The 14,093-nt window shown below is 69.1% G+C and carries 13 protein-coding genes; 3 read left to right on the top strand and 10 right to left on the bottom strand.

Annotated features, from left to right (window positions below):
• Positions 1–287: 287 nt before the first annotated feature.
• The 3 genes from SK571_RS30190 to SK571_RS30180 all read right to left on the bottom strand — a co-directional run bounded on the left by SK571_RS30190 (position 288) and on the right by SK571_RS30180 (position 2,489).
• Entirely contained in the window at positions 288–1,262 is a 975-nt protein-coding gene (locus SK571_RS30190; RefSeq protein WP_319987467.1) for a tetratricopeptide repeat protein, read from the bottom strand.
• Positions 1,259–2,083, bottom strand: a complete 825-nt coding sequence (locus SK571_RS30185) for an SCO6745 family protein (protein WP_319987466.1) — start codon at positions 2,081–2,083, stop codon at positions 1,259–1,261. Before SK571_RS30185 ends, SK571_RS30190 begins: the two co-directional genes overlap by 4 nt.
• 100 nt (positions 2,084–2,183) lie before the next feature.
• Positions 2,184–2,489 (bottom strand): MTH1187 family thiamine-binding protein, encoded by a 306-nt coding sequence (locus SK571_RS30180; protein WP_319987465.1) that lies wholly within the window; start codon positions 2,487–2,489, stop codon positions 2,184–2,186.
• Between the two features lie 51 nt (positions 2,490–2,540).
• On the opposite strand from SK571_RS30180, the gene SK571_RS30175 reads away from it, so the two are divergent.
• The 3 genes from SK571_RS30175 to SK571_RS30165 are packed head-to-tail and all read left to right on the top strand — an operon-like array spanning position 2,541 to position 5,175.
• On the top strand, positions 2,541–3,038 hold the full coding sequence (locus SK571_RS30175) for a MarR family winged helix-turn-helix transcriptional regulator (RefSeq protein ID WP_090008643.1): 498 nt from the start codon (positions 2,541–2,543) through the stop codon (positions 3,036–3,038).
• 41 nt (positions 3,039–3,079) lie between these two features.
• Complete coding sequence (locus SK571_RS30170; protein ID WP_319987464.1) at positions 3,080–4,135, top strand: phosphotransferase; 1,056 nt, start codon at positions 3,080–3,082, stop codon at positions 4,133–4,135.
• Positions 4,132–5,175: a phosphotransferase family protein gene (locus SK571_RS30165; RefSeq protein ID WP_319987463.1), complete on the top strand. Its 1,044-nt coding sequence runs from the start codon at positions 4,132–4,134 to the stop codon at positions 5,173–5,175. Before SK571_RS30170 ends, SK571_RS30165 begins: the two co-directional genes overlap by 4 nt.
• Here the strand turns inward: SK571_RS30165 and SK571_RS30160 are convergent.
• The 7 genes from SK571_RS30160 to SK571_RS30130 form a co-directional block, all read right to left on the bottom strand.
• A complete protein-coding gene (locus SK571_RS30160; RefSeq protein ID WP_319987462.1) occupies positions 5,147–5,470 on the bottom strand; it encodes a DUF3817 domain-containing protein in 324 nt (107 codons plus the stop codon). The genes SK571_RS30165 and SK571_RS30160 overlap by 29 nt on opposite strands.
• Before the next feature lie 60 nt (positions 5,471–5,530).
• Positions 5,531–6,574 carry an ABC transporter permease gene (locus SK571_RS30155; RefSeq protein ID WP_319987461.1) on the bottom strand — a complete coding sequence of 348 codons (1,044 nt, stop codon included), beginning with the start codon at positions 6,572–6,574 and terminating at the stop codon, positions 5,531–5,533.
• A complete protein-coding gene (locus SK571_RS30150; protein ID WP_319987460.1) occupies positions 6,571–7,482 on the bottom strand; it encodes an ABC transporter ATP-binding protein in 912 nt (303 codons plus the stop codon). Before SK571_RS30150 ends, SK571_RS30155 begins: the two co-directional genes overlap by 4 nt.
• A gap of 78 nt (positions 7,483–7,560) precedes the next feature.
• Positions 7,561–8,355 (bottom strand): hypothetical protein, encoded by a 795-nt coding sequence (locus SK571_RS30145; RefSeq protein ID WP_319987459.1) that lies wholly within the window; start codon positions 8,353–8,355, stop codon positions 7,561–7,563.
• 96 nt (positions 8,356–8,451) lie between these two features.
• Entirely contained in the window at positions 8,452–10,668 is a 2,217-nt protein-coding gene (locus tag SK571_RS30140; RefSeq protein ID WP_319987458.1) for a LuxR C-terminal-related transcriptional regulator, read from the bottom strand.
• A 28-nt stretch (positions 10,669–10,696) separates the two neighbouring features.
• Positions 10,697–12,913: a GH92 family glycosyl hydrolase gene (locus SK571_RS30135; RefSeq protein ID WP_406602056.1), complete on the bottom strand. Its 2,217-nt coding sequence runs from the start codon at positions 12,911–12,913 to the stop codon at positions 10,697–10,699.
• Positions 12,914–13,138: 225 nt separating this feature from the next.
• The gene (locus SK571_RS30130; protein WP_319987456.1) at positions 13,139–14,071 is read right to left on the bottom strand and encodes a hypothetical protein; all 933 of its coding nucleotides are present in this window, start codon (positions 14,069–14,071) and stop codon (positions 13,139–13,141) included.
• Positions 14,072–14,093 lie beyond the last annotated feature (22 nt).

Raw genomic sequence — 14,093 nt, 5'->3', positions numbered from 1 at the left:
ATGGGATCCCACCGCCAACGCACCCTCTGAGCAACCGGCGGCCGCCCAAAGCAACAGGCGTGCCATCTACCTACGGGCGGCGCCACCCCCCGATCAGATTGCCGGGGGTCTGGGGGCAGAGCCCCCAGGGGAAGCACGCAACCCAAGCCGGGCCGCCCGCAAGGGGACCCACCCGCCAGGTCGCGGCACGCAAAGGTGACCACCCGCCAGGTCGCGGCACGCTGACGCAGGCGTCCCTCCGATCCGAGACCCCCTACAACTCAACCTACTCACAGGGTCCGACAAGATCAGTACAGCGCGGAAGCCAGCTTCCGCCGAGCCGCAGCAACCCGAGGATCATCAGCCGGGAACAGCTCGAACAGCCCGACCAAATGCTGCCGAACCCGATCCCGATCCTCCCCGTAAACCCGCCGAACAGTCTCAACCAACCTCGAGAAAGCCTCATCAACCATCTGCCCGGCAACCTCAGCATCAGCAGCAGCAAGCTGAGCATCGATGTCCTCAGGCGCCGAATCAGCCTTGGCGATCACAGCAGGATCCACAGCCTCAGCCCGCTCAGCGAACCGAGCCTGAGCAAGCCCTTCCTTGGCCAGCTCATTCCCAGGCTCAGAAGCAAGAATCTCCGAGTAGTACCCCTGAGCAGCAACATAATCGCCACGCTCAAAAGCTTCCTCAGCAGCAACGATCCGAGGGTCCTCGACAACGTCTTCCTCAACACCAGGAACTGCCCCGGCCCGAGCCTCCCCAGCCCGAATCCCGGGCAACCGCTCCCGCAGAGCATCCAGCAACCGAGCGATCCACTGCGACAACTCAGCGTCCGCGATGGGCCCGGCAAAAGCGTCAATGGGCTGACCAGCGGCAACAGCCACGGTCGTCGGCACCGACTGGACACCGAACGCCTGCCCGATCCGGGGGGCGATCTCCAAGTCGACCCGCGCCAAGATCCAGGCCCCACCGGAAGCGGTGGCGAACCGGGTCAGCGAAGCAGCCAGCTGCTGAGACTCGGGGCTGTAGGAAGCACCCAGCAGCACCACGACGGGCACCTGCAGGGACTGCTCGACCACGGCCTGGAAGGAGGCCTCGGTGACGTCCACGATCCACGGCGCGGAACCGTTGTCGGGTGCGGGGGCACCACCGGCGGGGGCCGGCGTGGCAGCGGCGGTGCGGGCAGCGTCGGCGCGGGCCTTCAGGGCGCCCAGGTCGACGGCGCCGGAGAGTGCGGCGGACAGTGCGGCGGTCTTGCGAGGATCAGGCCTTGTCACGTGTTCCATCCTGGCACGGCTAGTTCCCGGACCGGGTCCAGGGCCATCGGGTTGACGCGCATCGCCTCGTTGGCTGAGGCGATGCGTAGAGCAAGCGGTGTCATCAGGTCGATGAACCGCTTTGTACCAACTGCACCCAGCGCTTCCCACGGTGCGAGAGCGGCCATGTCGGTCGCACGCTCGACTGCGGCAAGGTCGCCGGGCAGATCAGAAACCGCTTCCCATTCTTCGACAGTCCAACCACGCGCGGTGCGCATGTATGCCGGATCGAGGGAATGCTCACGCGCGTAGAGCGCAAGCGCTTGGCACGGGCCCACGCCCGCGGCCACCAGGGCTGCCACGTGGCCGTCGCCGCGGGCCTCGCGCAAGATCGTGCAGGCGTGCCACAGGGCCAGATGAGGTTCGATGGGCCACGGCAACGCACGGTTCGCGGCGGCCAGCGGACGCCCGGCGATGGGGGCCGCGAGAGCAGCCGTCCTGGCCAGCGTCGCCGCCTCGGCGATCTCCGCGGTGTCGACCGAGCCCAGCAGGCGCCGCAACGCTCCGTCGACGCCTTCCAGCCGCACCCGCAGGTACGTGGAGGGCGAGGCGACCGCCCACGCGTCCGGCAGCGCGCGGGAGACCATGCGCGGTGCGAAGTTGTAGAAGACCGCCGTCGACAGTTCCGGCGACGCGGCGCCCAGAGGTGCGGCGCGCATGCCGAAGTAGCCCATCCAGCCGCCCTTGCAGCCCAGCGCGTCCGTCGCCGCGCGGGATTCGGGCGTGAAATACGTGACGTCGTGGTAGGGCTCGAACCTCAACCACAGCTGTCTCGCGTCCACGCCCGACACGCTAACCCAGTGGACCCCGGCGCACGGGTGCGCTCACCGTCACGGCGTAGAACGTTCGGCCATCCGAGGAGACGCCTCGCCGCGTTCTGAATCACGGCGTGTCGGAGAGGTGCTCCTCGACGCGTTCGACCTTGGCCCTCAGTTGACCGGAATAGCCGGGCCGGATGTCCGCCTTGAGGACGAGCGACACGCGCGAGGCGCTGGCCTGCACGGCTTCCGTCGCGCGTTTGACCACGTCCATCACCTCGTCCCACTCCCCCTCGATCAGGGTGAACATCGCGTTCGTCTCATTGGGCAGGCCGGACTCCCGCACGACCCGGATCGCCTCGGCGACCGCTTTCGCGACACTTCCGGATTCGTCCGAACCGGACGGAGCAACGCTGAACGCGACAAGCACACGTGCCTCCTGCTGATCCACGAGTGGTACTGACTGGTAGCTTCCGTGCCCATGACACCGCTGCCGTTCGATCCGATCGCCCGCGCGGCCGAACTGTGGGACGACCGGGTGGGTTCCGCCACGGCGATGGCAGCCGTCACGAGCGTCATGCGTGTCCAGCAAATCATCCAGTCCGCCGTGGACGCAGCCCTCAAGCCGCACGGACTCACGTTCGCGCGCTACGAGGCGTTGGTGCTGCTCTACTTCTCCCGCAAGGGCGCGCTGCCGATGCGCGTGATGGGTGAGCGCCTGCAGCTGCACCCGACGAGCGTCACCAACATCGTCGACCGGCTGGAGAGCGACGGCCTCGTCCGCCGCACGCCGCACCCGACCGACCGCCGCACCACGCTGGTCGAGATCACCGACGCCGGACTGCAGCGCCGGGAGAGCGCGACCGCGGCCGTCGTCGACGTGAACCTCGGTCTCAAGGGCCTCACCGACCGCCAGACCGAGCAGCTCACGGACCTGCTCGCGAAGGTCCGCAGGGCCAGCGGCGACTTCGAGGATTAATTCGGTTGGGCGGTCAGGCCGGCCTGTGGCCTGATGGGCTCATGTGGGATCGACCGGACCGCTCCATCGTCGCGCTCGTCAGCACGCCCAGCGGCTTCACCGGGCGCACCAGGACGATCCCGGTCGAGACACCGAACTGGAACCACGTCGAGCCGATCAACAACGCCCTGCGCGACCTGCTCGGAGTGGAGACCAGCGTCCTGCGCCTGATCTCGGCGGAGGGCGGCAAGGTGCCGTTCGGCGGCGTCGTCACCTACCACGTCGAGGCGCACGGCGAACCCGGCCGAACCCACCTCGAACCGGCTGACGCCCCCGAACCCGACGCCGAGCACAGGCTGCCGTGGGCGCGGCTCGGCGGCCCGTCCGACCTCGTGGAATGGGCGGACTCGGTGATCACCCGCACCGGCCCGGCGACCCAGGTGCGGACGTGGAACCTCTCCAGCGTGCACCGGCTTCCCACCACGCGGGGACCGGTCTGGCTCAAGGCCGTGCCGCCGTTCTTCGCCGACGAGGGCACGGTGATCAAGATGGTCGCCGCCCACGACCCCACCCTGGTGCCCGACGTGCTGGCCGACGCGCCGAACCGCGTGCTGCTCAGCCAGGCCGAGGGCGCCAACTGCTGGCCGGTGACCCCTGAGCAGATCGAGGACGTCGTACCGCGCTGGGTCGCCGTCCAGCACGCGCTGGCGGGCGAGGCGCAGCTGCGGCCGTCGGCCGTGCCGATGCCGGACTTCGGCTTGCCCGACACGCTCACCCACGGCGACTTCCACCCCGGCAACTGGCGCAGCAGCGGAGTGGTCATCGACTGGTCCGACGCGGTCTGGGGCCACCCGGCGCTCGACGCGTGCCGGCTCATGGAGTACGCCAAGCCCGAACTGCACGACCTGATCCGCCGCGTGTGGAGCGAGGCGTGGCTCTCGCACCGCCCGGACAGCCAGCCGCTGGAAGCCCTGAAGGTCGCGCCCCGCGCGTCCCGGCTGCACAACGCGGTGAAGTACCAGGAGTTCCTCGACAACATCGAGGCGTCCGAACGGATCTACCACGAGGGCGACCCGCAGATCGAGCTCCGCGAGGCCCTGCGCCTGGTCACCCCGTGAGCGAACGGTCGATCATCGCCCTGGTCAGCACCCCGGACGGGTTCGCGGGCCGCACGGACGCGATCGAGGTCGGCTCGCGCTGGTGGGCGGACGTCGAACCCGTCAACGACGTGCTGGAACGACTGCTGGGCGTCCGGACGAGCGTGCTCAGGCTGGTCTCCGCGGAGGGCGGCGAACGGTCCGGTGGCGGCCTGGTCACCTACCACGTCGAGGCGCACGGCGAACCTGACCGAACGCACCTCCACCCGGCGGAGGAACTCGCCCCGGACGCTCCGCACAGGCTGCCGTGGGCACGGCCGGGCGGCCCGTCCGACCTGGTCGCGTGGGCCGACGAGCACGTCGACCGCACCGGACCGGCCGTCCAGGTGAAGTCGTGGAACCTGTCGAGCGTGCACCGCCTGCCCACCGCGCACGGCTCCGCGTGGCTGAAGGCCGTCCCGCCGTTCTTCGCGAACGAGGGCGAGGTGATCAGGATGGTCGCCGCCCACGACCCCGGCCTGGTGCCGGAAGTGCTGGCCGGCGCACCGTTGCGCGTGCTGCTCGGCGAGGTTCCCGGCGAGGACTGCTGGGACACCAGGCCCGAGCACGTCGAGGAGATCGTGCCGCGCTGGGTCGCGGTGCAGCACGCGCTGGCGGGTGAGCCCCGAGTACGGCCGTGCGTCGTGCCGATGCCGTCGTTCGGACTGCCGGACACGTTGGTGCACGGCGACTTCCACCCCGGCAACTGGTTCAGCAGCGGCGTGGTCATCGACTGGTCGGACGTCGTCTGGGGCCATCCCGCACTGGACGCGGGCCGGCTCATCGAGTTCTGCCGCCCCGAACTGCACGACCTGATCCGGCACGTGTGGAGCGAAGCCTGGTTGCGGCACCGGCCGGACAGCCGCCCGCTGGAAGCCCTCGACACCGCCCGCCGCGCCGCGCACCTGTTGCTCGCGGTGCAGTACCAGCAGTTCCTGGACAACATCGAGGAGTCCGAGCGGATCTACCACCGCGGAGACCCCGAGAGGCAGCTCAGAGCTGTTCGGCGACCGGCTCGCTGAGACGGCCGCTCTTCGAGGCCCAGCGCTCGAAGAGCACCGTGCCGAACGGCGGGATGCTCGACAGCAGGCCGAGGACCAGCGTGCGGGCGTTCCACTTCAGCGGTTCCTTCGTCATCAGCGTGACGAGGATGAAGGCGACGAAGACGAAGCCGTGGATCGGGCCGAAGATCTTGACGCCGATCTCGTTCTGCACGACGACGTACTTGAAGAACATCCCGAGCAGCAGGCCCGCCCAGGAGATGGCCTCGGCCAGGGCGAGGATCCGGAACCGTCCGACCACGCTGGAGAACGTCATGGCTCCCCATCATGAACCGTGACGGGGAGCACACGACCACCGGGCCTGTCAGGGTATGTCTCATTCCTCCCATTTGAAGACGCGGGAGGCGGCGAACCCGACCACCAGCGAGAACCCGATCAGGATCGCCCCCGGCACCACCAGCGCCTCGATCCCCTTGCCCCGCACCAGCACGTCGAGCATGCCGTCGTTCATGTGCCGCAACGGGAAGATCTTCGAGACGGTCTGCAGCCACGCGGGCGCCTGGTCGACGGGGAAGAACGTGCCGGACAGGAACGCCATCGGCAGCACCACGATGTTCGCGGCCGCCGACGCCGCCTCCTCGGTCTTGGCGAACGCGCCGACCAGCATGCCGAGTGCGAAGAACGCGATGGTTCCCAGCAGCAGCAACGGAATCGCGAGCCACCACTGCCCTGACAGCTGGAGCCCGAACACCGGCAGCGAGGCGATTCCGATGAAGGTCGCTCCCTGGACCAGCGCGACGCCGGTGCTCACCAGGATCCGCGACGACAGCACCGAGGCCGTCGAGATCGGTGCGAGCCGGATGCGCCGCAGCACCTGCTTGCGCCGCCACGACACGAGAGTCAGTGCCGAACCGAACACCGCCGAGACCGCCACACCCCACGACAGGATGCCCGGCGTCAGGAACTGGATCGGCTTGAGCGAGGCGTCCTCGACCTTCTCCGCGGCGAACGTGAAGGTCGGCGGCTGACCGGTCGCGGCGAGGTTCGCCCTGTCCACGAACCCGTTGATGATCCCGAGCACGGTCGCCGACTGCACCTGGTCGCTCTGCGCGAACCGCACGTCGACCTGCTGCCCGCGGATGATCAAGGCGGCCGGGAGGTCGCCGTCCTTCACCTTCCGCACGGCGGCATCGACGTCGTTGTACGACTCGAACTCCAGCGCGCCGCTGTCGCGCAGCGCGGACACGATCGGGCCGTCGCCGACCAGCGCGATCCTGGTCTTGTCCGCACCGGCGTCGCGCAGGACCAGGCCGAAGATGACGAGGAACATCAACGGGAACAGGAAGGTGAAGAACAGCGTCACCTTGTCCCGGACGAAACCCTTGAGCATCGCCACCGAAAGCGTCTTGAACGCGGTCATGCGCGGTACTCCCGGCCGGTCAGGTTGAGGAAGACGTCTTCGAGGGTGGCCGTGCGGACCTGCAGGCCGTCGAGCGCGCCGCGTTCGGCCAGCGCCGAGAGCACAGGAGCGGGGCGGCGCGTGGAGAGCGTCAGCGAGACCTCGTCCTCGTGGGCCTCGTCGACGCCGTCGAGCGCGGAAGCGTCCACAACGGACAGAACACCCTTCTGCAGCGTCACGTGGGTCGGCGCGTCGAGGCCGCGCACCAGCACCGCCGGCCGGTCGAGCGCGAGGATCCTGCCGGTGTCCATGATGGCCACGCGGTCGCAGAGGATCTCGGCCTCGTCGAGGTAGTGCGTGGTGTAGACGATGGTCTTGCCGCGTTCCTTGATGGCGCGCAGCACGTCCCAGAGGTTGCGGCGGGCCTGCGGGTCGAGCGCCGCGGTCGGTTCGTCGAGGAACACGATGTCCGGGTCGTGCACGAGCGCGCAGGCGATCGAGAGCCGTTGGCGCTGGCCGCCGGAGAGCTTGCTCTCCTGCTCGTTCGCCTTGTCCGCGAGCCCGACCAGCTCCAGCATGTCCGCGGCCGTGCCGGCGCTCACGCCGTAGAGCGCGCCGAACGTCTGCAGCTGTTCTTTCGCGGTCAGCTTGTCGAAGAACGCGGTCGCCTGGAGCTGGACACCGATGCGCGGCAACAACTTCAGGTTGCGCGGCCACGGACTCTCACCGAGCAGCCGCACCTCGCCGCTGTCGGGCTTGCGCAGGCCTTCGACGATCTCCAGCGTGGTGGTCTTCCCGGCGCCGTTGGGCCCCAGGATGCCGAAGAACTCGCCCTCCGCCACGGTGAACGAGACCCCGTCCACCGCTTTCAGGTCGCCGTAGCTCTTGCGGACGTCCCGCACCACGACCGCCGACCGTTCCTCCGTCATGGGCGAGACGGTAGGTCAGCACCTGTCACACCGCGGCGCGGAACGACGAAAGTCGCCGCGAAGTCGAGACGAACGAGGTCAGCCGCCCGCGACGAGCAACGGGCAAGCGGTGTAGACGTCGTTCAACCGGCGTAGCGCCGCGGCGAACTGCTCGAAGCGGGCACGGGGAACGGCCGCGCGGACCTCGCTGATCACCTGCCACAGGTAGCGGTGCTCGGCGGTCTCCACGACGGGCTGCGGCGCGTGGCCGGGAACGTCGGCGGCGAACGCGAGCGCCACCGCCGCGGCACGCAGGCACGCCGTCGCGAGCGTGACGCAGTCCTCGACGAGCGGGCAGTCGTCCTGTGCGCGCACGACACCGCTCACGGCGAACCGGACGGCCTGCATCAGCGCGAGGTAGAGGCGCTGTCCGGCCTGGACGCGTTCGAGCGGGAGGTTCTCGGTGCCGCAGCCGGGCGTCACGACGGTCATGCCGACCTGGGGGCGGCGCAGCACGTGGTCGAAGAGCGCGGTCGGTGCCCAGAGCAGGGTGCGCCAGGAGTCCTCGGAGATCGAGGTGCCCATCCTGGCCGCGTTCTCCAGCACGTCGAGGTAGGCGATGAGGACGCCGGAGAGGAAGACGCCGCCGCGGTCACCACCGACCCGCACGACACCGAAGCTCTCGTCGAGGCAGGAGTCCTCGGCCGGGTAGCCGGGCGTCCACTCGATGACGCCGCTGCTCGCGAGGACCACGCGCGCGAGGCGCTGGTGCACGGGCGACGCCGAGAGCACGGTGTCGTCCAGCCCCATCTGGACGAGCATGGACGCGGCGTGCTGCAGCGACTCGCGCCGCTGCGGCACGAGGTCGGGGTGCAGCAGACGGAACGGTTCCACGTCGCCCCCTCCCCTTCCGCAGTCGTGCTCACCATGAACGGCAGGGGGCCAGAAGTCATCCGGATGTACCGCAGTGTTACGTCTCAGTTGGACGCGTCAGTGCGACCGGGCCCAGGCCGTGAGCTGCGCGCGAGTCGAGAGGTCCAGCGTGGTCTTCACGTTGTGCACGTGGGATTCCACGGTGCGGTGCGAGATGCCGAGCTTCGCCGCGACCTGCGCGTTCGTCAGTCCCCGCGCCACCAGTTCGACGACCATCCGCTGCCGGTCGCTGAGCAGCGGGTGCCGCACCGACTCGCTGTCCAGCGCGGTTTCCAGGGCGTGCCGCGCGTCCATCGCCCTGCCCGCGCCGAGTGCTCGCTGAAATGCCGACCGGGAAAGGGATTCCCGCGCGAGGTCCAGCGCGGCGGCCGTCTTCCGCCGCCACCACGCTTCCGGCGGGACGACCCACGTCGCGCGCATCTGCTGACAGGCGACCAGAAGCCGCACGCCGAGCTCGTGCCGGCCGGACGCGATCGCGACCAGGCCGCGGCCCTCGACCGGCTCCAGCGCGGCCCGCGGTGTGTCCGCTGTCATCCGCACGCTCTCCGCGAACCGGGCCCCTGCCGTCACCAAGTCCCCGCGCTCCAACGCGATGCAGCCCGCCGTGTGCACCGCGATGGCCACGACGTCCTGCCGTGCATGGGCTCTGAGCACCGGCAACGCGCCGTCGACCAGCGCGGCGGCGGCTTCGACGGCACCGTCGGCGAGCAGCCGCCAGCCGAGGTTCTGGCTCGACACAGCGACACTCACGTCGTTGCCGTTGCGTACGCCGTACTGGATCGACCGGTGCAACGCCTCTGCGGCGTTCGACACGTCGCCCATGCCGTCGTGAGCGCCCGCCAACGTCCGGAACAGGCGGCACATGATCAGATCCTGCCCGCCGGACTCCGCCGTCTCGATCGCCTCGGTGGCGTACTTCACCGCCTCCTCGTGCCGTTCCTCGTGGCTCGCCAGCAGAGACGCGTACTCCAGCGCGAGGATCCGGTAACGGGCGTCGGCGGGCGACTGGTGCAGCACCTGCATCAGGACCGCGCCGGCCCGGGCGAAGCACCCGCGGTCGAAGCACACCCTGAGCAGCATCGTGGCGAGCAACAGCCGCCGATCGTCCCGCGGCTGCACCAGGCGAGCGAACGCGTACGCCGCGTTGTCGTACTCCCGGTGCTGCGCCTTCACCTGCTCCGGCGTGAGGATCGACGACGAGACACCGGGTTCGCCCTTCTCGCACAGCCACGCGATGATCCGTTCCGCCGTCACCGCGTGCTCGCCGTGTTCCTCCAGCCGTTCCCCGGCGTAGAGGCGAACGGATTCGAGCATCCGGAACCGGCCGTCGTTGTCCCGCACCACCAAGGACTTCGCCTGCAACGCCGTGAGCAGCCCGATCACCTCGCCACCGTGGACGACCTGGGCGATGTCGAGCCCGAACCCGCCGGGCAGCAGCGCGAGCCTCCGGAACAGCGCCTGCTCGCCCGCGGTCAGCAGGTCGTGGCTCCACGCGATGGCCGCACGCAGGCCGCCGAGCAGGTCGAGCCGGTGGTCGAGGCGGTCCGCGAGCTCGCGCAACGGCACGGAGGCAGAGAGCTTCGCCGCCAGTTCGACTGCCAGCGGCACGCCGTCCAGCCCTGCGCAGATCTCCGCGATCACGTCGGGGTCGCCGCTCACTGCGGCGCGTTCGACGAACAACTCCGCCGCGTCGGCCATGCCGTGCAGCGGGTAGACGACCTCACCGATGGATCTCAACGCTTCCCTGCTGGTCGCGAGGACCTGCACGTTCGGACAGCGCGACAACAGCGCGTCCACGACGGCACAACATTCCTCGACGAGATGCTCGCAGTTGTCGACGAGCAGCAGGATTCGCCGGTTGCCCAGTTCCTGGAGCAACGTCGTCCGCAACGCGACACCGGCACGTTGGTACACGCCAACGGCTTCCGCGAACGCTTCCACCACCTGCTCCGGCCGGCTCAGCCTGCCCAGCTCGACCGTGCGGACCTCGGCGCGTCTGGCCCGCCTGGCGAGCTCGACCGCGAGCCGGGTCTTCCCGACCCCGGCCGACCCCACGAGCGTGAGCATCCTGTGCTTGCGCAGCAACGAAAGCAGCTCCGTCAGCTCGCGCTCCCTGCCGACGAACGCGTCGTCGTGGCCGGGCAGCTCGGCGACCACAGTGGACGTACCCGTGGAACGCCGGCGGTAGGCACGCTGACGGCACGCGTTCGAGCAGTACCGCGCCCGCGACGGCAGGGACGCGAACTCCGTGCCACAGCTCGGGCAAACACCCATCACACGAGCGTACGACCGTCGCGGCGTCTCAGTTGGAAGGTGTGCGGAGGTCGACCACCAGCGTGGTGCCCGAGACCAGTTCCGCGAGTTCGATCCGGTCCTTCGCCTTCGAGCGCCAGCCGCTCCGGATGCGCTGCACCACCTGCGTCTTCGTGACGTCGGCCGCCTCCGCCTCGATCACGACGTCCCTGCCGTTCTCGAGGTGGATCACGGCCCTCGTGAACCGCGGGGCGTGCGGCACGAACTCACCGGTCCCCGGCACCGCCGGATACATCCCGAGCGCGCTGAACACGTACCAGGCCGACATGGTGCCGAGGTCGTCGTTGCCCGTGACGCCCGCCGGCCCGTTGACGAACAACGTCTGCGCGGCCCGCACGACCACCGACGTCTTCTCCGGCCTGCCGATGAGCGCGTACATCCACGGCACGTGCAGATCGGGTTCGTTGTTCGGGTTGTACCTGAACTGGTTGTAGTAGTCGTACGGCCCGACGACCCACTTCTCGCGGACCGTCCGCTTCGGGTCGACGAGCAGGTCGGGGTAGGCGAAGAAGTCGTCCAGCCGCGCCTCGGCCGCCGCCTTGCCGCCGAGCGCCGTGATCAGCCCGGTGATGTCGTGCTGGCACAGCCACTGGTACTGCCACGCCGTTCCCTCGTGGAACCCCTCCGGCCCCTGCGGCGTGAACGGGGTGAGCCAGGCGCCGTTCTGCAGCTTGGGCCGCGGGAACCCGGTGAAGCCCCGGTCCGTGACGCTGTTGTCCCAGAGGGCGCGGTGGTTGAGGCCCCGCGCGCGCAGTCGTTCGGCGTCCTCGGTGTGGCCCAGCGCCTCGGCCATGATCGCGAGCGTGGCATCGGCCAGCGCGTACTCCAGGGTCGCCGACGCGCCGTGGTGCGGATCGGTGTCCTGCCCCTTCTTCGGGAAGCGCTTGTCGTACTGGACGAAGCCCTTGGCGAGGTAGTTCGGGTTGCCGGACCTGCCCTGGAAGCGGGAGCTCTGCGGCGGGACGCCGTCGGCGTTCTGCAGCAACGCCCGGTAGGCCTGCTCTTCGAAGCCCGCGAGGTGACCGAAGCGCCACAGGTCGACCAGGAACGGCGTGACCGGGTCGCCGGTCATGCAGTTGGTCTCCTGGTTCGCGTAGGCCCAGCGCGGCAGCCAGCCGCCCTGCTCGTGGATCGCCAGGACGCTCCGCGCGATGTCCTTGCTCCTGGTCGTGCGGATCAGCGCGAGGAGCTGGTTGTGGGCGCGGTAGGTGTCCCACAGCGAGTAGTACTCGTAGTAGGTCCAGCCGTCGGCCTGGTGGATCTCGTTGTCGAAGCCGCGGTACCGGCCGTCGGCGTCGCTGCCGGTCAGCGGCTGGAGCAGCACGTGGTAGAGCGCGGTGTAGAAGACCGCGCGCTCGTCCCAGTCGTCGGTCTCGATCTCGATGCAGCCGAGCTCCGCGCGCCAGGCGTCCTGCGCCTCGTTGCGGACGTCGTCGAAGGTCTTGCCGGCGGTCTCGGTCTCCAGGTTGTTCGCAGCACCCTGCGCATCCACTTGGGACAGTGCGGTCGTGGCCGTGACCGGGCCCGGTTCGAACGTGACCCAGGCACCCCGGAGTCCGGCGCCTCCCGCGGACTCCCGCTGGCCGGGCCTCGGTCCGGACGGGCCCCAGGTGCCGAACTCCTGGAACGGACGGTCGAACCTGGTGGTGAAGTACGTGATGTACGGACGGCCACCGCAGAAGGCCTGCGTCTCCACGGTTCCGGTGATCGTGCGGTCGTCCACGACCCTGACGGAGCTGGCGCTGACGGGTTCCTTGTCGTTGGCCTGCCCGACGTTGACGAGCAGCGTGCCCCTGACACCACCGGGGAACGTGTACCGCTCGACGCCGGCCCTCGTGGTGGCGGTGCACTCGACGGTGATGTCCCGGTCCAGCTTCACCTTGTAGTAGCCGGGCTTGCCGATCTCACCGTCGTGCGTGTACGCGCTGGCGTACCGCTTGTGGTCGAAGGTCTGCGGCAGCTGGGTGACCGGGAGGATCGGGACCAGCCCGCCCTGCTCCCAGCACCCCGCGCCGGACAGGAAGAAGTGCCCGAAGCCGCGGATCTGCTGGTCGTCGTAGCGGTAGCCGGCGTAGTGGGAGCCGATCGGGCTGGAGTGGGCCTTGCCGAACGGCATGGACGCGCCGGGGAACGTGTTTCCCTCGTCCTTCGTGCCGATGAAGGTGTTGACCGACTCGATGGGATCCAGTGCGTCCACGAGATTCACCCTAGTTGCGATTCCGGCGCCGGGCGGGACGGCCGAGTGGTCCGGTCGGGTGGTCCGGGAGCGGGTGAGGGACCGGGCCGGGGTGCGACCGCCGCCGCATGCGCACCCCGGCCCGGGGGTCTTCTCGCCGGACAAGCGCTGTCCGTCATCGCATCATCGCTGAGCGCACACGGTCCAGGTCAACACAATAACGATCACTTGTCTGGTTTCGGACAACACGAGTCGTCAGGCCGGAATAGCCATCAGCGACGTGTAACCCACACCACTCACCGCGAACGCCTCCAGGGCGTACGCGGTGAGCTGGTCGTTCATGGCGGGGTTCTGCGACAACGCCCGCGTCTGGGCCAACTCGGCCCCGGTGATGCCGGGCCGCTGGCTGTACTTGATCGTGACGGACCAGCCGTCCGGCGAGGTGACGTCGACCTTGAGGCCGGAGTAGACCTCGGCCACCTTCGCGCTGATCTTCGACGCGAGTTCGACGATGCTGACGGCCGCGGTCAGGGTCGCGGCGATCGTCAGGATCGTCACGACGTCGACACCGGGAGCACCGGCCTTCGGCGTCGACCACCTGGTGCCGTCGTAGCTCCTGGTCGCGGAGTGGGCGGAGGTCAGATCGATCTCCACCGACCTGGTCTTGTCGTCGCTGAACACGGTCCCCGTGGTGATGTCCTGCTCGAACCAGACCTGAACCACCTCCACCGGTGTGAGGAGGAGGTGATCGCCTCCGAGGATCGGTTTGTCGGCGAAGTAGATGGGAGTCAGCGTCGTCTTGCCGTCGATGTCCGTCGAGTACGCGGACAGCCCGGGGTGGATCGGGCCGTACTCGTTGTACATCGTGATTCCCGTGTCCGGGCCGCCGGTGGAGGCGTCGCTCAGGACGCCCGCCTTGTCGAGGGTCGCCTCCTCACCAAGGCCGATCGGCACCTGCCTGGTCTGGACGTGCACCCTCGGCGTGCCCTCCACGATCTTGCCGCCGTAGAGCCGGTACTGCGGCTGCCACGAGAAGGTGTTCTCCGTGAGGTAGTCGTCGGCCGACTTCCACACGACGTTGTAGTGGTCGTTCACCTTCTTCGCGAAGCAGAGCTTGTACTCGGCGTCCTTCAGCTCTTCGAGCTTCGCGTCGGGGATGCGGATGGTGACGCTCTTGGTGTCCGTCATGATCACTCCTGCGCTGGATGTC

The organism is Lentzea kristufekii (assembly GCF_033949925.1).
In the GTDB taxonomy this organism is placed as follows: Bacteria; Actinomycetota; Actinomycetes; order Mycobacteriales; family Pseudonocardiaceae; genus Lentzea; species Lentzea kristufekii.
This window is presented reverse-complemented; position numbering and strand designations above follow the sequence as displayed.

Coding starts and splice junctions, on each gene's coding strand:
- SK571_RS30175 (WP_090008643.1), top strand. CDS start 2,541: ATGACACCGCTGCCGTTCGATCCGATCGCCCGCGCGGCCGAACTGTGG.
- SK571_RS30170 (WP_319987464.1), top strand. CDS start 3,080: ATGTGGGATCGACCGGACCGCTCCATCGTCGCGCTCGTCAGCACGCCC.
- SK571_RS30160 (WP_319987462.1), bottom strand. CDS start 5,470: ATGACGTTCTCCAGCGTGGTCGGACGGTTCCGGATCCTCGCCCTGGCC.
- SK571_RS30155 (WP_319987461.1), bottom strand. CDS start 6,574: ATGACCGCGTTCAAGACGCTTTCGGTGGCGATGCTCAAGGGTTTCGTC.
- SK571_RS30150 (WP_319987460.1), bottom strand. CDS start 7,482: ATGACGGAGGAACGGTCGGCGGTCGTGGTGCGGGACGTCCGCAAGAGC.
- SK571_RS30140 (WP_319987458.1), bottom strand. CDS start 10,668: ATGGGTGTTTGCCCGAGCTGTGGCACGGAGTTCGCGTCCCTGCCGTCG.
- SK571_RS30130 (WP_319987456.1), bottom strand. CDS start 14,071: ATGACGGACACCAAGAGCGTCACCATCCGCATCCCCGACGCGAAGCTC.